Annotated in this window: 18 protein-coding genes; 7 read left to right on the top strand and 11 right to left on the bottom strand. The window is 70.1% G+C overall.

What is annotated here, in order from left to right:
- The first annotated feature begins 79 nt into the window (after positions 1-79).
- The 4 genes from HNQ61_RS04425 (at position 80) to HNQ61_RS04440 (ending at position 3,417) form a co-directional block, all read left to right on the top strand.
- The gene (locus HNQ61_RS04425; RefSeq protein ID WP_170037923.1) at positions 80-538 is read left to right on the top strand and encodes a hypothetical protein; all 459 of its coding nucleotides are present in this window, start codon (positions 80-82) and stop codon (positions 536-538) included.
- Positions 539-633: 95 nt separating this feature from the next.
- Positions 634-1,281 carry a uridine kinase gene (gene udk, locus HNQ61_RS04430; protein ID WP_170037921.1) on the top strand — a complete coding sequence of 216 codons (648 nt, stop codon included), beginning with the start codon at positions 634-636 and terminating at the stop codon, positions 1,279-1,281.
- 94 nt (positions 1,282-1,375) lie between these two features.
- A complete protein-coding gene (locus tag HNQ61_RS04435; RefSeq protein ID WP_170037919.1) occupies positions 1,376-1,822 on the top strand; it encodes a hypothetical protein in 447 nt (148 codons plus the stop codon).
- 647 nt (positions 1,823-2,469) lie between these two features.
- Positions 2,470-3,417: an alpha/beta hydrolase family protein gene (locus HNQ61_RS04440; RefSeq protein WP_170037917.1), complete on the top strand. Its 948-nt coding sequence runs from the start codon at positions 2,470-2,472 to the stop codon at positions 3,415-3,417.
- A 115-nt stretch (positions 3,418-3,532) separates the two neighbouring features.
- Here HNQ61_RS04440 and add read toward each other — a convergent pair whose 3' ends face one another.
- The 6 genes from add to HNQ61_RS04470 form a co-directional block, all read right to left on the bottom strand.
- Positions 3,533-4,573: an adenosine deaminase gene (gene add / locus HNQ61_RS04445; protein WP_170037915.1), complete on the bottom strand. Its 1,041-nt coding sequence runs from the start codon at positions 4,571-4,573 to the stop codon at positions 3,533-3,535.
- Positions 4,574-4,996: 423 nt separating this feature from the next.
- The gene (locus HNQ61_RS04450) at positions 4,997-5,878 is read right to left on the bottom strand and encodes an ABC transporter permease (RefSeq protein WP_170037913.1); all 882 of its coding nucleotides are present in this window, start codon (positions 5,876-5,878) and stop codon (positions 4,997-4,999) included.
- Positions 5,878-6,981, bottom strand: coding sequence for an ABC transporter permease subunit (locus HNQ61_RS04455; RefSeq protein ID WP_205761944.1), 1,104 nt, complete (start codon positions 6,979-6,981; stop codon positions 5,878-5,880). The genes HNQ61_RS04450 and HNQ61_RS04455 overlap by 1 nt, the downstream gene beginning before the upstream one ends.
- On the bottom strand, positions 6,978-8,543 hold the full coding sequence (locus HNQ61_RS04460) for an ATP-binding cassette domain-containing protein (protein WP_170037911.1): 1,566 nt from the start codon (positions 8,541-8,543) through the stop codon (positions 6,978-6,980). Before HNQ61_RS04460 ends, HNQ61_RS04455 begins: the two co-directional genes overlap by 4 nt.
- A 29-nt stretch (positions 8,544-8,572) precedes the next feature.
- Entirely contained in the window at positions 8,573-9,610 is a 1,038-nt protein-coding gene (locus HNQ61_RS04465) for a BMP family lipoprotein (protein ID WP_170037909.1), read from the bottom strand.
- Between the two features lie 165 nt (positions 9,611-9,775).
- Complete coding sequence (locus tag HNQ61_RS04470; RefSeq protein ID WP_170037907.1) at positions 9,776-10,495, bottom strand: rhomboid family intramembrane serine protease; 720 nt, start codon at positions 10,493-10,495, stop codon at positions 9,776-9,778.
- 198 nt (positions 10,496-10,693) lie between these two features.
- Here HNQ61_RS04470 and HNQ61_RS04475 point away from each other — a divergent pair, with 198 nt between their 5' ends.
- From HNQ61_RS04475 to HNQ61_RS04485, 3 genes are all read left to right on the top strand, one after another.
- On the top strand, positions 10,694-11,284 hold the full coding sequence (locus HNQ61_RS04475; protein ID WP_170037905.1) for a DUF5683 domain-containing protein: 591 nt from the start codon (positions 10,694-10,696) through the stop codon (positions 11,282-11,284).
- The gene (murI, locus tag HNQ61_RS04480) at positions 11,281-12,066 is read left to right on the top strand and encodes a glutamate racemase (RefSeq protein ID WP_170037903.1); all 786 of its coding nucleotides are present in this window, start codon (positions 11,281-11,283) and stop codon (positions 12,064-12,066) included. Before HNQ61_RS04475 ends, murI begins: the two co-directional genes overlap by 4 nt.
- 609 nt (positions 12,067-12,675) lie before the next feature.
- On the top strand, positions 12,676-13,161 hold the full coding sequence (locus tag HNQ61_RS04485) for a DUF983 domain-containing protein (RefSeq protein ID WP_170037901.1): 486 nt from the start codon (positions 12,676-12,678) through the stop codon (positions 13,159-13,161).
- A gap of 667 nt (positions 13,162-13,828) precedes the next feature.
- Here the strand turns inward: HNQ61_RS04485 and HNQ61_RS04490 are convergent.
- From HNQ61_RS04490 to HNQ61_RS04510, 5 genes are all read right to left on the bottom strand, one after another.
- Positions 13,829-14,575 carry a UDP-2,3-diacylglucosamine diphosphatase gene (locus HNQ61_RS04490; protein WP_170037899.1) on the bottom strand — a complete coding sequence of 249 codons (747 nt, stop codon included), beginning with the start codon at positions 14,573-14,575 and terminating at the stop codon, positions 13,829-13,831.
- A gap of 131 nt (positions 14,576-14,706) precedes the next feature.
- Positions 14,707-16,677 (bottom strand): ABC transporter ATP-binding protein, encoded by a 1,971-nt coding sequence (locus HNQ61_RS04495; protein ID WP_183685517.1) that lies wholly within the window; start codon positions 16,675-16,677, stop codon positions 14,707-14,709.
- A gap of 99 nt (positions 16,678-16,776) precedes the next feature.
- The gene (locus HNQ61_RS04500; RefSeq protein WP_170037897.1) at positions 16,777-17,871 is read right to left on the bottom strand and encodes a HAMP domain-containing sensor histidine kinase; all 1,095 of its coding nucleotides are present in this window, start codon (positions 17,869-17,871) and stop codon (positions 16,777-16,779) included.
- A gap of 825 nt (positions 17,872-18,696) precedes the next feature.
- Positions 18,697-19,035 carry a cupin domain-containing protein gene (locus HNQ61_RS04505; RefSeq protein ID WP_170037895.1) on the bottom strand — a complete coding sequence of 113 codons (339 nt, stop codon included), beginning with the start codon at positions 19,033-19,035 and terminating at the stop codon, positions 18,697-18,699.
- Positions 19,036-19,558: 523 nt separating this feature from the next.
- Complete coding sequence (locus HNQ61_RS04510; protein ID WP_170037893.1) at positions 19,559-24,088, bottom strand: DUF6519 domain-containing protein; 4,530 nt, start codon at positions 24,086-24,088, stop codon at positions 19,559-19,561.
- Between the last annotated feature and the right edge of the window lie 11 nt (positions 24,089-24,099).

Raw genomic sequence — 24,099 nt, forward strand, 5'->3', positions numbered from 1 at the left:
CCGCAACCGCTCGCTTGCCGGGCCGCCGCGGGGCGGGTTAGGTTGGGGGCTCCCAACGCCACACCCGCAGCCTCAGGCCATGCGCAGTTCCGTCGTTGCCGCCGCCGCGCTCGCGGCGGCGCTGATCACGCCCCGCGACGCACGCGCGCAGGCTTCGCCGCGCGACGAGATCGCCCGGCTTCTGGGCACTGCGTCGCGCGGGGCGTCGCAGGCCGGCTACCGCGCGGAACCGCGCGTCTTTGACGTGCGCTCCATGACGGGGATGCTCCCCAGCGGCGGGTCGGTGGTGGTGGACGCCACGCTGCGCGCCGGGGCCCGCTACATGGTGGTGGGCGTGTGCGACGGCGAGTGCCAGGACCTGGACCTGCGGGTGAACGCGCCGGACGGCGCCGAGGTGCTGGACGAGGACGTAAGCGACGACGACGTTCCCGTGCTGCGCTTTACCGCCACGGAAAACGGCGCGCATCCGCTGTCCGTCATCATGTCGGACTGCCGCGCGGAGCTGTGCCGGTTCGCGGTCAAGGTGCTGGCGCAGTAGCGTTCTGGGGATGTTTGGAATCAACGGCCCTCTTCCACCTGCGTGGGGAGGGCCGCGGCGCAGGCGGGCGGGATGGACTCAACCGGACAGAAAAGATGAAGCCGTTCCTCATCGGCATTGCGGGCGGAACCGGGTCGGGCAAGACCACGGTGGCGCGCCGCATCTACGATTCGCTGCACCTGGACGCGGCCGTGTTCCTGGACCACGACTCGTACTACAAGGACCTGCTTCACCTGTCGCTGGAAGAGCGCGCCGGGGTCAACTTCGACCATCCCGACTCGCTGGACAACGAACTGCTGATCCATCACCTGACGGAGCTGATGGACGGGCGGGAGATCGAGAAGCCCGTCTACGACTTTTCGCGCCACACGCGCGCTCCGGAAAAGATCCGCACCGTGCCGCGCGACGTGATCCTGGTGGATGGCATTCTGCTCTTTGCCGAGCCCCGCCTGCGCGAGATGTTCGACCTGCGCATCTTTGTGGATACGGATGCGGACGTGCGCTTCATCCGGCGCATGCGGCGCGACATCGAGGACCGCGGGCGCACGCTGGATTCGGTGATCGAGCAGTACCTTACCACGGTGCGGCCCATGCACTTCGAGTTCGTGGAGCCCACCAAGCGCTACGCGGACGTCATCATTCCCCGCGGCGGGCAGAACCGCGCGGGGATCGACGTGGTGGCGGCGCGCATCCGCGAGCGGCTGGCGGAAAAGGCTCGCATGGAGGTGCAGCCCCCGGCGTGAACGGCGCGCGGCGGGATTGCGCGATCCGGGGATCGTGATCAGATTTCCGGCGTCTGTTTCCCGCCACCGCTGCACCCGCCGTCTTCCCGCCGTCATGAAAGCTCCGCGCGTCATCTTTTCGCCCGTCGGTCTGGCGGGTCTCATTGCCAAGGTGGTGATCGCCGTGGCGCTGCTGGTGCTGATCGCGCCGCCGCTGCGGGCGCGCGCCGAGCCGTTCGTGCGGCCGCTGACCACGCCGGTGCACCGGGTGATGACGCGCGACCGCGTGAACAGCCTGGCGCGCTACCTGGCCGTCGAGGTGCGCGTTACCGGCCACGCGCCGCAGGACCGGGAGCTGCGCGCGGTGCTGCACCGCATGTTTCCCAAGCGCAAGGAGCAGGCGCTGGATCCGTGGGGCCAGCGCTACTACCTGCGCCGGCGGATGCAGAAGTTCCAGGTGGGCTCCGCCGGCCCGGACCAGCGCCGCGGCACCCGGGACGACATCCTGTCCAACGAACAGGAGATCGTCATCCCGCGGCACCCGACCGAGGAAATCCAGTAGTCCATCTCCGCCGCGATCCGCGGACGACATCAGGGCCGGCTCTCTCACGGGAGCCGGCCCTCGCTGTTTCCGCCATCGACGTTGATCGTTCTTGTTAAGGATGCCGTGTTCGGGGCGCTAACCTGATGAAGTGCAATATCTTGTCATCCTGAGGGAGCGTGTGCCGGACTTTCCATCACGCCGAGTCAAGCGCGACCGAAGGATCTACCATCCGCCGAGCCAACGTCGCGACACGCACGCCCGTTCTCGCGGGGAGAGTAGATCCTTCGTCGGCGCCAGGACTTGGCGCGGCAGACGCATCTGCCGGCGCCTCCTCAGGATGACGCCCGTGGGCGTAAATGCAGGCATTAGCACGGCTTCGCGCCGTGAGGCGCCATCCTGAGGGAGCGTGCGCCGGCTCTCCGTCAGGCCGATTCCTGCGCGACCGAAGGATCTACTGTCCGCCAGCCAACTTCGCGACACGCACGCTCGGTCTCGCGGAGAAAGGGATCATCCGCTTCCGCTAATCGTTCCTTCATCCATTCGCGTCCAACCGTTTTCCTCCCTCGTGCGTCGAAGTTTGCGGTTGTCGACAATCCCCCGTCCATCCAACCTGATCAAACTCACGGCCCATGATGATGAACAGCAGGCTCGCTCGTGCTTCTCTGATGACCTTCACGGCCGCATGCGCCGCGGGGAGCCCGGCATGCGCACAGGCGCCTGTTCCCGACGCGATCGCCGCGGGCACGTTCGCGTACGACTGGAACGCGCCGCTGAACCTGCGCGATTCGCTGGAGACGAGGGAGGGCGAGATGGAGGTGCACGCCGTCAGCTTCGACAGCCCGCGCGGCGGACGCGTGACCGGGCTGCTGTACGTTCCGGCCGGCGCGGGGCGGCGGGCGGCGATCGTGAACCTGCACGGCGCCCCGGGAAGCGCGCGGTCAATCGACGCGCACTCGCGCGGGCTGGCGCGGCACGACGCGGTGGTGCTGGCCATCGACGCGCCGTTCGCCCGCCGCGGCGACCCGCCGCTCACCTTCACCCCCGCGGACAGCGCGGACCAGGTGCAGCTTGTCGTCGATCTTCAGCGCGCGGTGGACGTGCTGCTGGCGCGGGCGGACGTGGACCCCGCGCGCATCGCGTTCGTGGGCGGCAGCTACGGCGGCGCCGTGGGGACGATGTACGCGGCGGTGGATCCCCGTCCCGCCACGTACGTGCTCTTGGTGCCCGATGGCGGGATGGCGCATCACTTTACGGCGGAGAACGGCGAGCGCGATCCGCAGATGCAGATTCCGGACGATGTCTGGAACCGGTGGGCGGCGGCGGTGCGGCCCGTGGAGGGACTCCGCTACATTAGCCGGGTGCGGCCGGGCACCATCCTGTTCCAGAACGGGCGGAACGACCAGGCCGTGAAGCCGTTCCTCGCCCGGGCGCTGCACCGCGCGGCGGGCCCTTCGCACACCGTGCGGTGGTACGACAGCGGCCACGCGCTCCCCAGGCAGGCGCGGGTGGATCGCTACCAGTGGCTGCACGAGCGCATCGGCACCGCCGCGCCCACACCCGAGGAGCGCGCCGAGGCCGCCGCGGAAACGCCCGTTCCACCCGCAGGCGGATGAGCATCGGAGCGCGACCTCGCACCGCACGAGGGTAACGGAGGCATTCCGCGAGATGAAAAAAGGCCGGCTCCCGCGCGGGAGCCGGCCTTTTCCGTCATCAACCGTACACCGTGGATCAGGCGGCGGAGGCCTCGATCGCGGCGATCTCTTCCTTGACCTTGCGGATCATCTCCAGCTTGGCCGGGCGGTGCAGGAACGAGCTCTCGAAGCCCATCAGCGCGATGTCCACCAGTTCATCCCAGGTAAAGCCCAGGTACTGGTGCGCGCGCCAGTATTCCTCCGTGACCGTGGTGGCGCTCATGAGCCGGTTGTCGGTGTTCAGGCTCAGCACCAGGCCCGCGTCGTAGTACTGCCGCAGCGGGTGCTCCTCAAAGCTGGGTACCGCGCGCGTCTGCACGTTGCTGGTCAGGCAGATCTCGATGGGGATGCGGAAGTCGTTCACGTACCGCATCAGGTCCGGATCCTCGTACAGGCGCGTGCCGTGGCCGATGCGGTTGGCCTTGCAGAAGTGCAGCGCCTGGTGGATGCTCTCCGGCCCGTACGCCTCGCCGGCGTGGATGGTGGCCGCCATGTTCTTGTTGATGACGGTGTAAAACGCGTCCTTGTGCTTCTTGGCGGGATAGTTGTACTCCGCGCCGGCAAGGTCGAACGCCACCACACCGTGGTCCTTGTACGCCACCGTAAGGTCCGCCAGGTCGCGCGAGGTGGCGGGTTCCATGTTGCGGATGCCGCAGATGATGACCCGCGTCTGAATGCCGAACTCCGCCTCCGCGCGCGCCAAGCCCCGCAGCGGCGCATCTACCACCGCCGTGAGCGGAAGGCCCTCGCGGCTGTTGAGGATGGGCGAGTAGCGGATTTCGGCGTAGCGCACGTTTTCCGCCGCCAGGTCCGCCGCCAGTTCGTACGCAATCCGCTCCAGCGCCGCGTCCTGCTGCATGATGCTGAGCGTGATGTCGAAGCGCTCCAGGTATTCCACCAGATTGCGCGCGTCCTTGACGTGCATGTAGTCGCGCAGCGTCTCGGCGTCGGAGGCCGGCATGGGCTTGCCGTATTCCGCCGCCAGTTCCAGCATGGTTTCCGGCCGCAGCGAGCCGTCCAGGTGCACGTGCAGCTCCGCCTTGGGCAGGCGATGCAGGAGTTCGCGGGTCACTTGCATGGGTGCTCTCGTCGTTGGATCGGGGCAGGAAAGTCCGGTCCGGGTACGCGAACGGGTGACGCGCCCGCTGGCGCGCCACCCGTGTCCACGACGGCGTGCGAACGCCGCGGGTCCCGGTGGAGCATTCTAGGCCGTCCCTGGCTCTCGCGCTACCCGGGGCGACGGTTTTCGCGGGTCCGTTACGCGGGAAACTGCATCTCACGCGGAGGCCGCGGGGGTTCGCGGAGGTCGCGGAACAGCGGGGCGGGGGACGGCTCCCAGCCGCCGCGGCGGATGGGGGTCCATCGGCGCTGATGGTACTCCTCACGCGAATCCAGGAAGGTTCGCGCAGGCACGAACTTCGTCGGGTCCGCCACGCCAATGAGAAAAGCCGCGGCTCCCGATGGGGAGCCGCGGCTTTCCTTCGATGATGATCGTCCGTCCTCAGTCCTCAGCCTTGCCCAGCGCCGCGGGGGAGACGGAGCGGCCGATGACGCCGGCCAGCGCCACGATTGTCAGAACGTACGGGATGATCGCCACGAACTGGCTGGGGACGATCTCAAAGGCCTGCAGCTGGATCTGCAGCGTTTCCGCCGCGGCGAACAGCAGGCAGGCGATGGCCGCGCGCACCGGGTGCCAGCGGCCGAAGATGACCGCCGCCAGCGCGATGAAGCCGCGGCCCGCCGTCATCTGGTCCGTGAACTGGTGCTGGTCCAGCGCCAGGTACACCCCGCCCAGCGCCGCCAGCATCCCCGAAATCGCCACCGCCGTGTAGCGCACCCGCGACACCGGCACGCCCACCGAAGCCGCCGCCAGCGGATGCTCGCCCACCGCGCGCACCCGCAGGCCGAACGCCGTGCGGAACATCAGCCACGCCATGGCCGGCACCAGCAGCAGCCCGATCCACACCAGCGGGTTGCTGGCCAGCGCGGCCAGCCCCGTACTGGCCCCCTCGCCGCCGAACCCCGGCACGCGCGGCGAGTTGCTGCTGCTGTCGAACGCCATGTGGAGGAAGAAGCGCGTCAGTCCCACCACCAGCAGGTTGATGGCCATTCCCACCACGATCTGGTCCGCCTTGTAGCGGATGCAGGCCACGGCGTGCACCAGCCCCATCAGCAGCCCGCCCAGGATGCCGCACAGCAGGCCGATCCACGGGTTTCCGCTGTAGTAGGCGCCCAGCGTGGCCGTGAACGCGCCGGAAAGCATGAAGCCCTCCAGCGTGAGCGAAACGACGCCCGCGCGCTCCGCGATCATCCCGCCGCTGGCGGCGAACAGATAGGGAATGGCGATGCGGATCGTCTGCAGAATGAAGGCGAGAACCACCATCAGCCGGCCCTCCGCTGCTGGCGAAGAAGGCGCCGCACCTCGGGGACCGAGACGGCCACGGCCAGAATCACCACGCCCTGCATGACCTCCACCATCTGCTTGGGAACCACGGCGTTGATGGCCAAGCCACCCTGCGACAGCGTGGCGAAGAAGAGCGCGGCCAGCACCACGCCCAGCGGATCATTCCGCCCGACGAGCGCCACCGCGATCCCCAGGAAGCCGGCGCCGCCCGCGAAGCCGTCCTCGTAGTAGTGCTTGTAGCCCAGCACGTAGTTCACGCCGCCCAGCCCGGCCAGCATTCCGCTTACCGTCATGGCGCGCACCCACACGCCGCCCACGCGGATGCCGGCGTACTCCGCCGCGTCCGGCTGCAATCCCACGGCGCGCAGCTCGTACCCGCGGCGGGTGCGGAACAGGTACCACCACACCGCGCCCGCCGCCGCCAGTCCAAGGAACAGCGACGCGTTGGCCGCCGAGCCGGTGAACGGCCCACGGAAGCGGGGAATGGCGCCGCCGTTGATCTCCGGCGTGTGCAGCGTCTCCGGCACGTTCAGGTGCGCGGCCACCACGTAGTTCAGCAGCGCCAGCACGATGAAGTTGGTCATGATGGTGACGATGACCTCGTGCGCGCCGAAGCGGGCCTTGAGCGTGCCGGGCACCGCGCCCACCACGCCGCCGCCCACCGCCGCCCCGATGATGCAGAGCGGCACCGCGATTACCCACGGCGTCCCCGCGGGCAGCAGCCATCCCGTCAGCGCGGCCACGAAGCCGCCGGCCGCCAGCTGTCCCTCGGCGCCCACGTTGAACATCCCCGCACGCAGCGCGAGCGCCACCGCCAGGCCCGTAAAGGTCAGCGTGGTGGCCTTGAACAGCACCTGGCCGAAGCCGTAGGCGTTGCCCCACGTCCCTTCCAGCAGCATTCCGTATACGGACGCCGGGGACTGGCCCATGGACAGAATCAGCAGGTCGCCCACCACCATGGCGGCCAGAATGGCCACCAGCGGCGGCAACAGGGCTTCCTCAAGCTGGGTGCGCCAGCGCGGCGGGCCGGCGGGCGGCCCCGGCGGCGCGGCGCGCGGGGGCGCTTCGGTGCTCGTCGTCACGCGGCCTCCTCGCGGTTGGCGCCCGTCATGTAGGGCCCAAGTACCTCTTCCGTCGCTTCGGCGCGCGGCAGCACCGCCGCGAACCGTCCCGCAAACATCACCGCTACGCGGTCCGCCAGCGCCAGCACCTCCTCCAGCTCGGCGCTCACCAGCAGCACGGCCTTCCCCGCGTCGCGCGCCTCGCGGATGCGGTCATGGATCTGCTCCACCGCGCCCACGTCCACGCCGCGCGTGGGCTGCGACGCCAGCAGCACGGTAAAGTCGCGCATCATCTCCCGCGCGATCACCACCTTCTGCTGGTTGCCGCCGGAGAGCGCGCGGGCGGGGAGCGACGCGTCCGTGGGGCGGATGTCGTACGTGCGCACCTGCTCCACCGCGTTCTGCTCGATGCGCGCGCGGTCCAGCGCCATCCCGCGCGAAAAGCGGTGCTGCTGGCCCAGGACCAGGTTTTCGGCCACCGAGTAGTCCAGCAGCAGTCCGCGGCGGTGCCGGTCCTCGGGCACGTGCGACAGGCCCGCGTCGCCGCGCTCGCGCACGGTGCTGCGCGTGATGTCCGTCGATCCGAGGACGATGGCGCCGGACACCACCGGCTCCAGCCCGGCGATCGCCTCGATCAGCTCCGTCTGCCCGTTCCCCTCCACGCCGGCGATCCCCAGGATCTCTCCCGGCATCAACTGAAAGGAGACGCCGTCCACCGCGCGCGGGCGGCCCGGCGCGGCCACCACCAGGTCGCGCACGGCGAGCGCCGGCGCGCCCGTCGTGGACACGTTGCGGGGCGGGGGCGTGCTTTCCCCCGTCAGCGCGAGCGCCAGCGCCACGTCGCGGCCCACCATCGCCCGGGCGATCCCCTCCGGCGTGGTTTCCGACGTCTTCAGCCAGCCGACGGTCGTCCCCGCGCGCATCACGGTGATGGCGTCGCTCACCTCCATCACCTCGTTCAGCCGGTGGGTGATGAGAATGAGCGTGGCGCCCTCCGCGCGCAGGCCGCGCAGCACCGTCCACAGCTCCACCACCTCCGGCGGGGACAGGACGGCCGTCGGCTCGTCCAGGATCAGCACCCGCGCGCCGCGGAACAGCGCCTTCAGGATCTCCACCCGCTGCGCCTCGCCCACGGAGAGCGCGCTCACGAGCCGGTCCACGTCCACGCGCAGCCCGGTGCGCTCGCTCAGCTCGCGCACTTCGCGGCGGGCGCGCTCGCGGTCCAGCTGCAGGCCACGCTTGGGCTCGGTGCCCAGCACCACGTTCTCCGCCACGGTGAGCGTGGGAACCAGCATGAAGTGCTGGTGCACCATCCCCACGCCGGCGTCGATGGCCTGCGCGGTGGACCAGCCCGTCACGTCGCGGCCGTTCACCTCCACGGTGCCCGCGTCGGGGGTGAACATCCCGCTCAGGATGCGCATGAGGGTGGATTTGCCGGCGCCGTTTTCGCCCACCAGGGCGTGGATCTCGCCGGCGCCCACCTCCAGGCTCGCGCCGCGGTTGGCGCGCACCGGACCGAACGCCTTGTCGATCCCGGTAATGCGCACCGCCGCGGCGGAGACGGCAGGGGTGTTGGATGCCACGGAGTTCTCGGAAAAGAGGGAAGAGCGTGTCAGCGCGTGGAGGGCACGCTGATGCGGCCGGCGATCACCTCGTCGCGCAGCTGCTCCAGGCGCGCGCGGACAGGGTCGGGAATCAGCCGGCGGTTGTTTTCGTCATACACGTAGCGTACGCCGCCTTCCTTGAGGCCGAACTCGAACACGCCGCCGTGAAAGGTGTTGTCCCGCGCGCGCTTGATGATGTCGAACACCGCGTTGTCGACGCCCTTGACCATGCTGGTGAGCACGTAGCCCGGCGCTTCCGGATACTGGTCGGCGTCCACGCCGATGGCCAGCTTGCCCGTCGCGCGCGCCGCCTCGAACACACCCAGCCCCGTGCTGCCGCTGGCGTGAAAGATCACGTCTACGCCGCTGTTGTACTGGCTGAGCGCCAGCTCCTTGCCGCGGCCGGGGTTGCGGAATGCCTCGGGGGTGACGCCCGCGTACTGCGCGGTCACCCGGCAGTCCGGGCACACGTGCAGCACGCCGGTGCGGAAGCCGACCTCGAACTTGTGAATCAGCGGGATGTCCATCCCCCCCACGAAACCGACGCGCTTCGTCTTGCTCGTCAGCGCGGCCAGCGCGCCGACCAGAAAGGAGCCCTGCTCCTCGCGGAACTTGAGGGCGGCCAGGTTGGCGGGGGGCGGCACCACGTTCCCCGCCTCGTCCGTCTTGAGGGAGAAGTCGACGCCGGCGAAGCGGGTGTTGGGATACTCGGTGGCCAGCCCGTTCAGGTCATCCGTGAAGATGAAGCCCACCCCGATGACCAGGTCCATTCCCTGTGCGGCCAGCAGGCGCAGCCCGGCCTCGCGGTCCGAGCCCTCGCCCGGCTCCACGAAGCGGATCTGCGCGCCCAGCTCGCGCGCGGCGCGCTCGGCGCCCAGGTAGGCGCCGTCGTTGAACGACTTGTCGCCCCGCCCGCCCACGTCAAACACGACGCCCACGCGCAGGCCTTCGCCCACGGTTCCGGTGTCGGCGCCGGACGGACGGACGAAAAGCAGGGCGGCGTGCGCCGCCAGGAGCACGCCGATGGCAATCAGAAGCTTACGCATGGCGGTAAGAATCGGGGAACGGGGAGCGCGCGTCAAGAACGCGCGGCCCCGCCCGCCTCAGGGTTTGCGGGAGTTTCGGCTGCCCGCGCGGGGCGCGGAGGGCCGGGAGCAGACACTTGTTCCGCCAGGATGTTCCGGGGCGGCGGCGGGCGCGCATTCTATCGCCTACCAGCGCAGGTCCGCCACCTCGTCGTGTGACAGGTGCACGCCGTCGCGCTTGGCCTGCACCAGCCGCGGCCGGTCGAACACGCGGATCAGCAGCAGCCCCGCCACGAATCCGCCCACGTGCGCCCACACCGCCACGCCGCCCTCGTCCTCCGTCATCCCCAGCGAAAGAAAGCCGGAAAGCAGCTGCATGACGAACCAGTACAGCAGAAACCAGAAGGCCCGCAGGTGAAAGACGAAGATGGGGGGCAGGTACGTGCGCACCCGGGCGCGCGGGTACAGGAGGATGTATGCCCCCATGATGCCGCTGATGGCGCCGCTCGCGCCCACCATGGGGATCTGGCTGGCCGGAGCGAAGAAGATCTGCGCCAGCGCCGCCGCCACGCCGCACACCAGGTAGAAGACCAGAAAGCGGAAGTGCCCCATGCTGTCTTCGATGTTGTTTCCGAACACCCACAGGAACAGCATGTTGCCGATCAGGTGCATCCAGCTGCCGTGCATGAAGATGGAGGTGAAGATCGCCTCCCAGCCCAGCCCCACCACGCGGCAGGTGGCCGTGATTTCGCAGGGCTGCGCCCCGAACACCGCCACCGAGGCCTCCAGCCGCGCCATCTCTCCGCCGCCCTGAAGAACGAGCCAGGCGGCCACGTTGGCCAGCAGGATGAGCACCGTCATCCAGGGCCGCAGCTCGGTGGGGTTCTCGTCGTTGATGGGAAACACGTTGTTCTCGTACGGCTGGTGGATGAACCGCGCTCGCGGCGCGGAACGATTGTAACCCGCGCGGGCGCCGCGGGCGAACCCCGTGCCGGGCCGCGTGTACGCTGGACTGCGGCGCGGGGCGGGCGCTACTTTGCCCGCCGCGCCGCCGGGACCGCCGCTTGCACGTGGCGCGGCGCACGAATCCGACTGACATCATCCATGCCGATCCGTCCGCTTCCGGACTCCGCCGCCGGCGCGCTGCGCCGCTTTGTTCTGCTCATCCCGGTGCTCGCCGCGCTGGGCGCCCTTGCCGCGCCCGCCGCCGCGCAGACGCCGGATTCCGTGCGCCCGCTGACCGTGCGCGACAGCGGCTCCGTGCGCCGCGCGGCACCCGACACCACCGAGAACTTCCGTGTCGCGCCGGGGCGCGCGTTTCTGCACTCGCTGGTGCTGCCGGGGTGGGGGCAGTCGGAGCTGGGCGCGCCGGGGCGGGGCGGGGTGTACTTCACGCTTGAGGCGGGAAGCCTGTGGATGTGGCTGACCGCGCATCAGAAGCTGCGCGAGGCGCGCGAGCAGCAGAGCCTGCTGCGGCGCACGGGGCAGATTGCCCCCGACGCCAAGACGGGGCTGGTGCGCAGCCGCGAGAACCAGCGCGAGGACTGGATCACGCTTTCCATCTTCTGGCTCTTCTTTTCCGGCGCGGACGCCTTTGTGGCCGCGCACCTGCAGGACTTTGACGTGCACGTGAACGCGATTCCGCGTCCCGGCGGCGCCACCGAACTGCGGGCCACGGTGCCGCTGCCGCGATGAACGCGCCGGTCGGCGTCTTTGATTCCGGGATCGGCGGGCTGAGCGTGGCCCGCGAGATCCGCGCGGCGCTCCCGGCCGAGCCGCTGCTGTACGTGGCGGACACCGCGTACGTGCCCTACGGCGACCGCTCCGAGGAGGAGGTGCGCGCGCGTTCGCTGGCCATCGGGCGGTGGATGCAGGCGCAGGGGGCCAAGGTGTTCGTGGTGGCGTGCAACACGGCGTCCGGCGCGGCGCTGGAGCAGCTGCGCGAGGAGCTGCGCATTCCGGTGATCGGGCTGGAGCCGGCGCTGAAGCCCGCCGTGCGCCAGTCACGCAACGGCCGCGTGGGGGTGATGGCCACCACGCGCACCTGCGGCTCGGCGCGCCTGCAGCGCCTGGTGGATGCGCACGGCCACGGCGTGGAGATTCTGCGCCAGCCGTGCCCTGGGCTGGTGGACCTGATCGAGGGTGGCGTGGTGCACGGGCCGCGGCTGGACGAGCGGATGGCGGAACTGGTCGCGCCGCTGCGCGCGGCGGGGGTGGACACCGTCGTGCTCGGGTGCACGCACTACGTGTTCGTGCGCGACGCGATCCAGGCGGCGCTGGGGCCGGACGTGCTGCTGGTGGACAGCGGCGAGGCCATCGCGCGGCGCACGGGGCAGATTCTGCGCGAGGCGGGCGCGCTGGCGGAGGGCGGCCCCGGCCCCGTTCGCATCGTCACTACGGGCGACCCGGCGGAGGCCGCGCCGGTGGTGGAGCGGCTGTGGGGCGAGCCGGTGCGGGTGGAGCGCGCGGACATCTGACGCGCGTCTTCGGTAGATGGAGGGGAACCCCGGACGGCGCGCGTGCCGTCCGGGGTTTTTGTTTTGGGATGATGGATGGTTGATGATGGATGGTGGGCGGCACGCTGCCGGGGGGGCCCTCACCGCGCGTGCTGCGCACGACGACCCTCTCCCACAAACAGACGTGGGAGAGGGCGCACACCCCAGATCGGTGTGGCGGATGTTCTGAGTGCGTGGCGCGCTCTCGTCCGGCGGTTGAAACCGCGCCTCGAAAGGCACGAAGTCCGCCTTCGCGGACTGCAATGCGGTTGAAGCCTCGATCGTGGACGCGACAGCGGCCATGAGTCGGGGCTTACCGCTGTTTGAGCGGCGGATTTATTCGCTCACCAGACTTCGCGCGGCACTATACTCTTGATCTCGCGACGGACGCTTCGCCCCATCAATCCCCCGAACCTTTGTTGATCTTCATTGGAAAGAGCGTGGGCGGATGGCACCGCGCGCTGGGATCATCGTGGAGTTCGCCTGCCGCGCAGGTAGGGGTTTTCCGGACTCCGCACGGGGATGGAGCGCGGTATATTGTTGCACGAGGGCGGGTTACATGCGGAGTAAACGGTCTGGACGGAGACGATGATGACGAGCACGATCGAACCAGCGGCGCCTCAGACGACGCCGGGAACGGATCCCGTCGAGCCGGGGCGGGGGATGAAGCTCGTCACGCGCGCGCTGCGGCTCCGGTGCCCGCACTGCGGACAGGGCTCGCTGCGCGGCCCGTCGTGGATGAAGCTGGCGCGCGTCTGCCCGTCGTGCGGGCTGCGCACAGAACGCGGCGAGGAAGACTTCTTTCTGGGCGCCATGATGTTCAACATCGCGCTCAGCGAAGGGCTTCTGGCGATCGCGATCGTGGGGACGATGGTCGTGTTCTGGGGCGCGATTCCGTGGACGGTGCTGGCCACCGCCGCGCTGGTGCTGATGGCGATCGCGCCGTTCGCGTTCTTTCCGTTCTCCAACAGCATCTGGCTCGCGGCGGACATCTGGATCCGGCCGGTGACGGCGGATGAAATGGCGTGGCACCGCACGCAGCCGCACAACACCCATCGCAACTTCCGCGACCGCTGACGGTCGCACCGCCGTCTGCCTGCGTCGAAAGCGCCGCCGATCCGGGTCCGGATCGGCGGCGCTTTTCTGTCGTTCTGGCGTGGTCCGCGAAGATGAGGACGCGCGGCGGAGTACGTCCGCACTCCACTCCTCATTTGATTGGACGGCGTTGGCGTCCTCCGCGGCTGCTCGCGATGAGGAGACGCTTCTCATTTGTCATCCTGAGCGAGCGGCGATGCCGTACCTTTCGCGGCACCGTTGACTGCAGCGAGTCGAAGGATCTTGCCACATCGCCGGCGTCGAGCACCGTGGTTCGAGTCTGATCCGTTTCCTGCCTGCCGCGCGCTCCGAGTCTGCCGTGGCAAGATCCTTCGACTTCGCGCCAGAGTGCGGAGCGGCGGACACACCGGCGCGGCGCTTCGCTCAGGATGACAGGTTGAGGTACTGCAAGTGGTTGGGAGCACATCGCACATGCTCGCGCCGCTGGCCGAGTTCGGGTCAGGCACGGTCTGGCGTTCGCGGCGAGGTGTGGCGCGGGATTCCTCAGTCGGCGCCGGAGTATGCGGCGGCGGACAGTGTGGCGCGCATCCTTCAGAATGACAGGTGGGGGGCTTTTCTGGAGGGGATGGCCGGTGATGGTCATCAACAGAAAAACGCGCCGTCGATCAGGTCGACGGCGCGTTCGATTTCAGGCAGCGGGGGGCCAGGCGCGCGGCTCCGGGGCGCCGCCGCCGGGGGGCAGCACGACGTAGTCGAACGTCCGCAGCCAATCCCCCGAGTTCACGTACCACCGCCCCGGCGCCACCTCCGTCCGCTGCGCCACGTGCGCATGCCCCGCCAGCACCAGGTCGATCTCCGGCCGCGCGCGAAGCTGCTCCATCGCCCACGACTCGATGAATGCCGCCCGCCCCCGCGCCGCCTGATCGCCCGTGTCCGCCTTGTGCTCCGTGGTGGACGCCAGCCCGGCGATGCGCCGCCCCCAGTCCGGGTGCAGCGCCCGGAACGCGCCTACGGTGACCGGGTTGCGGATCATGCGCTTGAGCGCGCGATACTTGAGGTCGCCCCGCCCCACGCCGTCCCCGTGCGCCACCAGCGTGCGGCGGCCGCCCAGGTCCATCTCCACCGGCCCGTCGTACAGCGTAATCCCCACCTCGTCCCGCAGAAACGGCCCGGCCCACGCGTCGTGGTTGCCGCCCACGAACGACACCGGCACCCCCGCCTCCACCACGTCCTTGAGCTTGGCGACCACGCGGTAGTGCTCCGCCAGAATCACGTGGCGGTACTCGAACCAGAAGTCGAACAGGTCTCCGTTGATGAGCAGCGACGACGCGTGAACCGCGGCGTGGTCCAGAAAGCCGCGGAACGCCCGTTCCGTGGCCGGCGGCACCGCGCCCAGGTGGATGTCGGAGACGACGTAGACAGGCTTGGTTTCCATGGCCGCCAAGCTATCCGGCCGCCGCGGGGCAGACAAGGAACGCGCCGCCCGTCATCCCCCGAAAGCCAAAGCCCGCCTCCATCCCGGGATCGGGAATGGAGGCGGGCTCTGGATCGATGAACCTCGACCGGTCAGACGGTCATCAGCGATTCCGCGGCTTCTTCGCGGTCGCGGAACTGGTGCGCGTACAGCCGCGCATACAGCCCGCCCGCCGCGATCAGCTCGTTGTGCGTTCCCGTTTCGGCGATGCCGCCGTTCTCCAGCACCAGAATGCGGTTGGCGCGGCGCACGGTGGAGAGGCGGTGGGCGATGATGAGCGTGGTGCGGTTCTGCAGCAGCGTGTTGAGCGCATCCTCGATCAGCGCTTCGCTTTCCGTGTCCAGGCTGCTCGTCGCCTCGTCCAGAATCAGCACCGCGGGGTCCTTGAGGATGGCGCGCGCCAGGGCGATGCGCTGCCGCTGCCCGCCGCTGAGCTTTACGCCGCGCTCGCCCACGCGCGTGTCGTAGCCCTCCGGCAGCAGCCGCACGAACTCGTGCGCGTGCGCGGCGCGGGCGGCGGCCAGGATCTGCTCTTCCGTGGCGTCCGGCCGCGCGTAGCTGATGTTGTCGCGCACCGAGCCGCTGAACAGCAGCGTTTCCTGCGGCACCAGCCCGATGGCGTCGCGGATCTGCGCCAGGCGCAGCTCCCGCACGTCGGTTCCTTCGATGGAAACGGCGCCCTTCTGCACGTCCCAGAAGCGCGGGATGAGCGCGGCGATGGTCGTCTTGCCCGCGCCGGAGGGGCCGACGAGCGCGACGGTTTCGCCCGGGTTGATGCGGAACGAGATGCCGCGCAGCGTCCAGTCCGGCACCGCCGCCGGCGTCGCGGCCGGCGAGCGGGCGCGTCCCTGGCCGGGAAGGGGAGGCCCGTCCAGCTTGGGAAGGTCGTCCGCCGGCTCGTAGCGGAACCACACGTCGCTGAACTCCACCGCGCCGGTAATCGGCTCCGCCAGCGTCACCGCGTTGTCGGCGTCGCGCAGCCGGGGAACCGAGCGCAGCAGCTGAAACACGCGCGCGGCGGCGCCCATGGATTCCTGGTACGCGCTCCACAGCGCGCCCAGCGCGCCCACGGAGTTGGCCGCCATCGCCGAGTAGAGCAGGAACGAGAAGAGCGTGCCCACCGTGAGCGTGCCGGCCAGCACCATCCGCCCGCCCACCCACAGCACCAGCACCGACGCGCTCATGCTCACGAAGCCGATGACGCTGTAGAAGAAGCCGCGCGTCACCGCCCGCCGCAGCGCCACGGACACCGCCGCGGTGATGCGTGCGCCGTAGCGCGCCTGCTCGTGCGGCTCGCCCACGAAGCTCTGCACCACGCGGATCTGCGAAAACGACTCTTCGGCGATGGCGCTGGCCTCGGCCACCTCGTCCATCACCCCCTGCGACGCCTTCTTGAGCCGCTCGCCAAAGAAGATGGCCGTTCCCACCACGATGGGAACCAGAAGCAGCGTGATGCCGGTGAGGTAGACGTGGGTGACGGTAAGCATCACCAGCGCGCCGATCAGCAGCAGCGTCTGCTTGAGCAGCTCCAGCGCGTTCATGGTCAGCACGCCCTGCAGCATGCTCACGTCCGTGCCCAGGCGGCTGGTGAGCTCGCCGGTGCGGCGGTCCGCGAAAAAGGCGGGAGGCAGCCGCAGCAGGTGCGCGAACAGGTCTTCGCGCAGCCGCGCGATGATGCGCTCGCCGCTGGCGCTGAGCAGGTACGCCTGGCAGAACGTCATCACCGCCTGCACGCTGAACAGGGCGAGCAGGAACAGGACGGTGCGGTCCAGCTGCTGCCGCCCGCCCGCGCCGAACGCCGTGTCCATGATGCGCCCCACCACGGTGGGAAACACCAGGCTCATGGCCGTGCTGGCCAGCAGCATGGCGGCGGCGATGGACAGCTTTCCGCTGTGCGGCTTGAGCCGCGGCACCAGGTAGCGCAGGTCGCCGCCCTGCAGCTTCTGCCAGAAGCTCAGCCGCTCGGGCGGGGTGATGGTGGGCGCCGGAGGGGCCTGAATGCGGCTCCGCTCATTTTGCGCCGTGTCTGGCGACGTAGTCGCGGGGGGGGCATTGTTGCTCATGACCGGCAAATCTAATCATCTGCTCCCGGATCAGGAACCGCCTGAGTGTCCGGTTGAAGAAGGTGGACGCCGGTTCCGGACAGAACCCGCATGAATTGGTCAACCGGGGACGCGCGGCGGGGCATCCGGCGCCGGAATCTCCGCGCGCACGCGGGTGCCGGCGCCGGGCTCGCTGCGCACCTCCACGCGGCCGCCCAGGTACGCCGCGCGCTCCGACATCCCGAACAGCCCCAGCCCGGTTCCGGCGGCCATGGTGTCAGCCACGGAGAATCCGCGCCCGTCGTCATCCACCGTCACCACCAGCCGGCCGGCTTCGCGGCGCACGGCCACGGCGGCGTGGGTGGCGGCGGAGTGGCGCAGCATGTTGCTGAGCGCTTCCTGAACGATGCGGTACACGGCGAGTTCCGCCTCGGGCGCCAGCCGCTCGTCGCGCGCCAGCTCCGCGTCCAGCGTGATGTGGACGGGGCTGATTTCACGCAGGGAGCGCAGGTGCGATTCGATGGCGGGTACCAGCCCCAGTTCGTCCAGCGCGGGGGGGCGAAGGCCGCGGGCAAAGCGGCGCACGCCCTCCAGCGCCTGGCCGATCTCGCGCCGCATGTCTTCCAGCAGCGTGGCGACGGCGTGGGGATCGCCAGCGTTGCGCACCACGCGGATGCGGATGAGGAGCGCGGCCAGCAGCTGCGCCGTCTCGTCGTGCAGTTCGCGGGCGATGCGCTTGCGCTCCTCTTCGGCCGCCGTGAGCGCGCGTGAGGCCACCTCGCGCAGCCGCTCGCGCGACGTTTCGGCCGCGTCGAGCATGCCGTTGAAGGTGTGGGTCAGCCGGTCCAGCTCGCGGTCGGCGACGGCGGAGTAGGGGACGCGGGCGTCCAGGCTGCCGCCCTGCACGCGGGCGGCGGTGCGCTCCAGTGCGTCCAGCGGCTCCAGCGCCAGCTTGAGGATCAGCGCGTTCACCAGCACGGTGGCGCAGATGCCGGCCACCGCGAGCGAGCTGACCAGTTCCTGCGTGCTAGCGGCGGGGTGGGCGCGTACGTAGCGGGACGTGACCATGCTGCCGAAGATCGTTCCCACCAGCACCAGCGCGGCGTTGGCGATGAGGATCTTGTAGAAGAGCGGAACGCGCAGCAGGGCCCGCACCACGCGCGGAACGCGGGTTTCGGGCTCGGGCGGCGGATCGGGATCGCGGTCAGGGGTCATGCGGGCGGCGGGCGGCGGGGATCTGGGAACCGCGGACAAGCTACATCCGTCCGCGCGGGGCGGCACGGGTGCGGGTGTTTCGGGATCGTGGGGAGCCGTTCAACTCGGGCGATGGATTCGGTGCGCGGCGGCGGGCAGTGGCCCTCACCCCGCGTGCTGCGCACGACGACCCTCTCCCACGAACAGATGTGGGAGAGGGAGCACACCCCAGTCTGGTGCACGCGCATAGTTCGGTGCGGGATGCGCGCCTCCGTCCGGCGGCGTCGCCCGGAAGCATCGATCCGGCGGGCATTCGTCCGGCGGTTGAAACCGCGCCTCGAAGCACACGAAGTCCGCCTCCGCGGACTGGTTCCACGGCTCTGGTGTGCATCGCCGTGCATTGTTGGCGCGGCGTGGAACGGTGCGCGAGGGGCCGCGAGCGTGGCCTGGTCCGGCCACCAACACCATGTCCAGCCCCCATCCCATCCTGAGGAGGCGCCGGCCGGAACCGGCATCCACGCCGAACCGTGGCGCCGACGAAGGATCTACCTTCCGCCGAGCCAACTACGCAACGCACACCGACGTTGACCCGCATGCTGTTGAAGCCCCGATCGTGGACGCGTCAGCGGCCACGAGTCGGGGCTTACCGCTTCTGGAGCGGCGGATTTATTCGCTCTCGCCGCGCCGGGCACGCGCTTTGGGACCAGGCATTCACATCCATCCACAGCTCGGCGGGATCATCATAGCCCCAACATCATCCCGGGATGACAAACGGAGATGGCGGAGGTACGCCGTCGTCCGCGCACCTCCGCCATCGCTGCGTTCCCCGCGAAAGGGCCGCTGGCCTTACTCGTCGCGCCCGTGCACGCTCGCGGGCGGATGCGTGGCCTCCACGGCGGTGAACGATTCCAGGATGCGGTAGGTGTGCTCGGCATCCTTGGGCACCGTCCACGAATCTCCGGGCTCCAGAATGACCTTCTGGCCTTCCAGATGAAGCTCCGCGCGGCCGGAAAGCACGTATCCCACAACCTCGTACGGACGGCGGCTCGTGGGCTTGGCGTCGCTGGGCTGCTCGTTTTCCCACAGCCGCATGCCCATGCTCACGCCGGTGGCCAGGTACTTCTGCCCGCTCGCGCCGCTGGGCGCGGAGGAGGAACTCACCTTGTGCACGCTCGTATCCGCCATCGTCTTCCGTCCCGTGTTTCGTGTTCGGGCTGATCCGGGAGGCCGAAACGCGCCGCCCCGGATGGATGCGGCGCGGCGGAGTCGCAGGGAGTGTGCCGTGTGCAGGGTTTGAAGAAGGACAGGCGGACGGAACCGGGTCACGTCCTTCGAGGCGAGTGGAGCCGGAGGAGGCCGCCGGAACCTGCCGAGCGCCTGACCGCCGCGCGTCGGTGCGGCGGAAAAGCAGGAAAGGCCTCACACAGAGCCGCGGAGACGCAGAGAAAGATCAAGAGGACTGGGGGATGGATTGCTCGTCCGCCGATACTCTGCCGTTCCCGCGACCGATTTCCGTTGCTGTTTTCTGTCTCGCTTCGCGGGAGTCCTGCTGGGGGCAAAAAGAAGGCGGCGCGGACCCCGAAGGGTGCCGCGCCGCTTTCTACGTTGCCGAAGGGGGTCTCGAACCCTGAGCGCGAGGATTTTTGTCGCCCGCACCCCTTACCATTGTCTCCAGCACCGAAAAGTGTAATCCGGTGCCGGGCCGCCGTCAAGGTTCTTCGAGCCAGTTCCCGTTGTCCACCACCGTCCACGGTTCGTCGCCCCGCACCTCTACGTCGGTGCGGCCGCGCGCCATATTTCCCGACACCACCCAGCGGCGCGACATGCGGTACTGGGACGCGTTGTTCAGGCTGCCCACGCTGATGCCGACGTCCGTGCCGAACGTCGTGTTGTCGCGCACCACCACGTGCGGCCCGTAGTAGCCGAACAGCTTGATCCCCTCGACGTTTTCCTGATTTTCGATGTCCACGAACGCCCGGTACACGATCACCCGGTTGTCGTGCACGCGCACATGGCGCGCGTTGCCCACGAAGATGCCGTGGCGCGCGTGCCGCACGCTGTGCGTCATCCGCAGGCTGATCTCGTTGTCCGCGATCAGCACGGAACCCGCCATCTCGCGCTCCCGCGTACGATCGTCGCTCACCGCGACGTGGATGCCGCGCAGGGCCCCATCCACCACGTTTCCCGTCACGCGAACGTCCCGCGCCGAGGAGCCGGCGACCACGATCCCCTGGTCCGCCACGTTGTGGAGCCAGCGGTACCACTCCACGAACCGGTACGGGTAATCTTCCCCCGGATCCACGGTCTCCACTGGCAGCGGCCGCTCCTGCACCTCGTCCGGGTCCGCCGCCGCCCGCACCGCGCCCCCGGTCTCCCCGGTGGCTCCCCGCGTGGGCACCCTCCCCGCGGCCGCCTTTGCCGCGATCTCTCTCGCCACGCGCTCCTTGGACACGCTTTCCTTGGACGCGATCTCCTTGGACGCGATCTCCTTGGATGCGATCTCCTTGGACGCGATCTCCTTGGAACCGCTTTCCTTGGACGCGCTCTCTTTGGACGCGATCTCCCCGGCCGCGAGTTCCTTGGGCGCGAGCCCGGCGTCCGCGCTTTCGTACGCACCCCCTTCCGCGCCGCCCGTCAGGGTGCGGCGCACGCTCCTGACCCCGTCAGCCAGCCGCCCGGCCAGCCCGCCGATGCGCCCGCCGCGCGTGACGAGCGGGCCGTCCGGCAGCCGTGGCCTGGGGGGGCTCGGCACCAAGCCCGGCGGAAGCGCCGCGGGATAGAACCACTCGCTCTCCGGGTCGTACGGCTGCGGCTCGACCAGATTCAACATGCTCTTGAGCCGGTCCGGCCACTCGTCGCGCAGCCTCTGCAGCTCGTCCGTCACGGGGTACTGGCCGGGATACTCATCCACCTGCAGCACGTTGTCGTGCACCATCGCCACGTCCACGTCGCGCAGCAGAAAGCCGATCTGCCGGTGCCCGATCCACGCCTGGCAGTCGCGGATGCGCACCACCGGCCGTGCGATGCGGTAGGGCCGCACGTCGCCGATGACAGCCAGGCAGCTCGCCCGCTTTCTGCGCCGCCCCGCGCACCGCAGCGTGCACGACGTGACATCCACCTCCGTGCAGTCCTGAAACTGCAGCGCGCCGTTCAATCCGCTTTCGTCCCGCACGCCGCGGCCCGCGTGCACGGAAAGCGAACTGACGCGCACGGAATCGCACTGCGCAAACAGGACGACCGTCTCCGCGCCCGCGCACACCAGCTCCGACTGCGGCCCGATGCCGGCCAGGGTGACGTGCCCCTTCTCCTCGATGTACAGCGGCTTGTCGAACTCGAACCGCCCCGCGCGAAAGCAGATGTCCAGGTTCTGAAAGGTGCCCACGTACGTGTCCAGCCGCTGGCGCCATCCGGGATCGTCCGCGGACAGGATCAGCGAGTACGGGCCGCCCTCCCCGGCCAGCACCGGTGCCACCGTCGCCCCGAAGCGCACGCGGTCCGGCGTTCCGGCGGGGAGCCCGTCATCCACCAGCACCACTTCCACTTCCTGGAACGGGGTGGCCAGGTCCGGCTGCCACAGCACCTCCGCCACGCCGTCCCCGTCCGTCCCTACCGTCACCTCGGTGGCGCCGCCCTCCAGCGTCCCCGCGCCGCTCACGACGGTGAAGCGCACCGCCTTGTCGCGCTTGGCCGCGGGGCCGCAGTCGCTGCTCACCAGCACGCGCAGGGGCTCCGGCGTGCGCCCCGCCGCCGCCTCCTGCCCATCCCCCGAAAGCCGGCTCAGCCGGGTGAGCGCGACCACGCGGTCCAGCGCGGCCTGCACCGTGGTGTACCCGTCCAGCGCGCCGCACTGTCCGGGGACGTACGCCACGTGGTCCGCCGTGGCGAGCGTGAAGGTGAAGCGCGTTGCGTACGGATGCTCCCGCACCTCCGTCTTGTCCTGGGGGATGAGGGTGGCGCTCACCTGCTGGCGGTGCGTGGCGCCATCCGGAATCCACCGCGCCTCCGCGATCCCGTCCTCGTCCGTCACCACGTCCGTGTGCGACGGGGCGGCTTCCATCTCCCCCTCGCCCTCCTGAACCTTGCCTTCGCCCTCCGCAAACGTCCCCTCGCCGTCCACCACCGCGAAGCGGACCAGGCGTCCCGCCAGCGGCCCGCAGCTGCTGGCCACGCGCACCCGCAGCGGCTGCATCCACTTCTCGATCTGCGCCGGCATCCACTCCTGCCCATCCCCGGAGACCGGAAAGAGGCGGGGGAGGGATGACAGATGGTCGAGCGCCCGCTGCACCGTGATCTGGCCGTGCATCCCCTCGCACGTGCCGGGATCGTACGCCACGCGCGCCGCCACGCTCAGGCTGGCGGTGAAGCCGATGGGGAGCTGCACTTCCACATCGTCCTCCAGCAGCACCGCTTCCACCGTCTGGTCCAGCGCGGGCTCGCCGCGGTTCCACAGCAGCCACCACCAGGCCGAAGCGCGGCCCGCGGCGTCCATCTCCACCTCGATCGCGTCTTTTTCGCTCTCCTTACCCGTCGGCGACAGCGTGCCGCCGCCGCCCGTGACGCGGAAGCGGACGCGCGTTCCCGCGCGGCACTGGCCGTTCGCCATCCCCACCACGAGCGGAAGGGGGACGCGCACGAGTTCCTTGTCCGCCGTGAGGTCGGGGAGCGCCTCCTGCCCGGTGCCGCTCACGTACGCCAGCGCGTTCACCTCCGTCAGCGGGGTGAACAGGCAGCGGCAGTCCGTCAGCGGGGTGACGGCCGCGTCCTCGCCCACCCGCACGATGCCCAGGCGCGCGTAGCGGTGCACGGGGCCCGCGGGCCGGCGCGCGGCGGGAAGATTTCCATCCCGCGGCCATTCCACCGTGCCGGACTGCTGCTCTCCGGTGGCGGTGCGCGCGGGGATCTGCCAGAACTCGCCGGTGTGCAGGCCGCCGCCATCCCAGGCGACCTGGATCCCCTGTTCCACCCCCATCCACGCCGCCGTCTCGCCCCCGGTGCGCACCGCCGCAAAGCCGTCCCACCGGCGCAGCCGCGGCGCGTTGGCCAGGTTGACGGTGAAGTCCGGCGCGGTGAGCAGGGTGAGCGTGCGCGACGCGGGGTTGGGCGCCTTGATCTGCGCCATCACGCCGGGGATGCCCTCCAGCTCGCGGGCGGCGTCCGTCAGCTCCACCCAGTCGCCCGCGCGAAAGTCCAGCACGTCGTCCAGCCCCAGCGCGTCCAGCGACACGTCCACCCCCTCCACCTTGCGCACGCGGGCCACGACGATGCCGTTGTCGCGCGACCACTTCCACGTGGCGCCCACCCTGCGCACCCGCAGCCCCCCGGCCCCGGCCAGGGCGGGAAAGGAGGTGGTCAGGTGCAGCGTCTTGTCCACCACCCGTGCCACGTGCGCGGTCACCGCGTTCGCCGGGGGTGCGGGGAGGGCGTCCGCCGCGGCGATAGAGGCGGCGTTCCACAGCTCCACCGCGTCGCCCACGGCCCACTCCCCGCCGTCCACCGCCACCGTCCCCAGCAGCGGCTCGGCGTGGGTGACGGCCATGCCTTCCTCCGCCTCCGGCGCGGGGACGCCCGCGCCGCCATCGTGGATCTCCACGCGGTACAGCTGGTTCTCCAGCCCGCGGTATCCCGCGCCGGCCGGGATCACGCACGGGTCCGAGGCGCGCTCCTCCGCCTGGGCGCGCGCCCGCAGCATCCCCGAGCCGGCGGCCGTCGCCGCGGCGAACGCCTGCTCCGCCCCGGTAGATCGGCACTCCCGGTCCGCCCCGTCGCCCGGGAGCGCCGCCGTGCGCACCTGCCAGACGGTGCGCGTCCGCGTTGCGGTGTCCGGCCCGCCCAGCGCGGTTTCTCGGATGGACGGGGCTTCCAACGCGGTCAGGTGGCGCTCCCACACGTCCAGATAGACCAGGTGGTCGCCCGCCGGCAGCGCGGGGGGACGCGGCCGGTCCGGCTGGGCGCGGTAGGCCACGGGGACCTCGCAACGGGCCAGCACGCCGTGCACGTAGTACGCGCCGGCGGAAAGGCGGAAGTCGCCGTCCGATCCCTCGCCCAGAGCGAAGCCTGCGTCGTGCAGGGGGGCGCCGCACCCGCCCAGCGTGTGCAGCGTTTCCGTCTCCACCCGGTGCCGGGCGATGTCGGCCTGCTCGTTCCAGTCCGCGTCCAGCTGAACGCGTCCCTGCTGCATGCGGACCCCGCTGAAGTGGCGCGCGGGATCAAAGGTAAGGCGGCTGAAGTCGCCCTTCATGGTGCCTCCGG

Source organism: Longimicrobium terrae (genome assembly GCF_014202995.1).
Classification (GTDB): domain Bacteria; phylum Gemmatimonadota; class Gemmatimonadetes; order Longimicrobiales; family Longimicrobiaceae; genus Longimicrobium; species Longimicrobium terrae.

Coding starts and splice junctions, on each gene's coding strand:
- HNQ61_RS04425 (WP_170037923.1), top strand. CDS start 80: ATGCGCAGTTCCGTCGTTGCCGCCGCCGCGCTCGCGGCGGCGCTGATC.
- udk (WP_170037921.1), top strand. CDS start 634: ATGAAGCCGTTCCTCATCGGCATTGCGGGCGGAACCGGGTCGGGCAAG.
- HNQ61_RS04435 (WP_170037919.1), top strand. CDS start 1,376: ATGAAAGCTCCGCGCGTCATCTTTTCGCCCGTCGGTCTGGCGGGTCTC.
- HNQ61_RS04440 (WP_170037917.1), top strand. CDS start 2,470: ATGACCTTCACGGCCGCATGCGCCGCGGGGAGCCCGGCATGCGCACAG.
- add (WP_170037915.1), bottom strand. CDS start 4,573: ATGCAAGTGACCCGCGAACTCCTGCATCGCCTGCCCAAGGCGGAGCTG.
- HNQ61_RS04450 (WP_170037913.1), bottom strand. CDS start 5,878: ATGGTGGTTCTCGCCTTCATTCTGCAGACGATCCGCATCGCCATTCCC.
- HNQ61_RS04465 (WP_170037909.1), bottom strand. CDS start 9,610: ATGCGTAAGCTTCTGATTGCCATCGGCGTGCTCCTGGCGGCGCACGCC.
- HNQ61_RS04475 (WP_170037905.1), top strand. CDS start 10,694: ATGCCGATCCGTCCGCTTCCGGACTCCGCCGCCGGCGCGCTGCGCCGC.
- murI (WP_170037903.1), top strand. CDS start 11,281: ATGAACGCGCCGGTCGGCGTCTTTGATTCCGGGATCGGCGGGCTGAGC.
- HNQ61_RS04485 (WP_170037901.1), top strand. CDS start 12,676: ATGACGAGCACGATCGAACCAGCGGCGCCTCAGACGACGCCGGGAACG.
- HNQ61_RS04490 (WP_170037899.1), bottom strand. CDS start 14,575: ATGGAAACCAAGCCTGTCTACGTCGTCTCCGACATCCACCTGGGCGCG.
- HNQ61_RS04495 (WP_183685517.1), bottom strand. CDS start 16,677: ATGAGCAACAATGCCCCCCCCGCGACTACGTCGCCAGACACGGCGCAA.
- HNQ61_RS04500 (WP_170037897.1), bottom strand. CDS start 17,871: ATGACCCCTGACCGCGATCCCGATCCGCCGCCCGAGCCCGAAACCCGC.
- HNQ61_RS04505 (WP_170037895.1), bottom strand. CDS start 19,035: ATGGCGGATACGAGCGTGCACAAGGTGAGTTCCTCCTCCGCGCCCAGC.
- HNQ61_RS04510 (WP_170037893.1), bottom strand. CDS start 24,088: ATGAAGGGCGACTTCAGCCGCCTTACCTTTGATCCCGCGCGCCACTTC.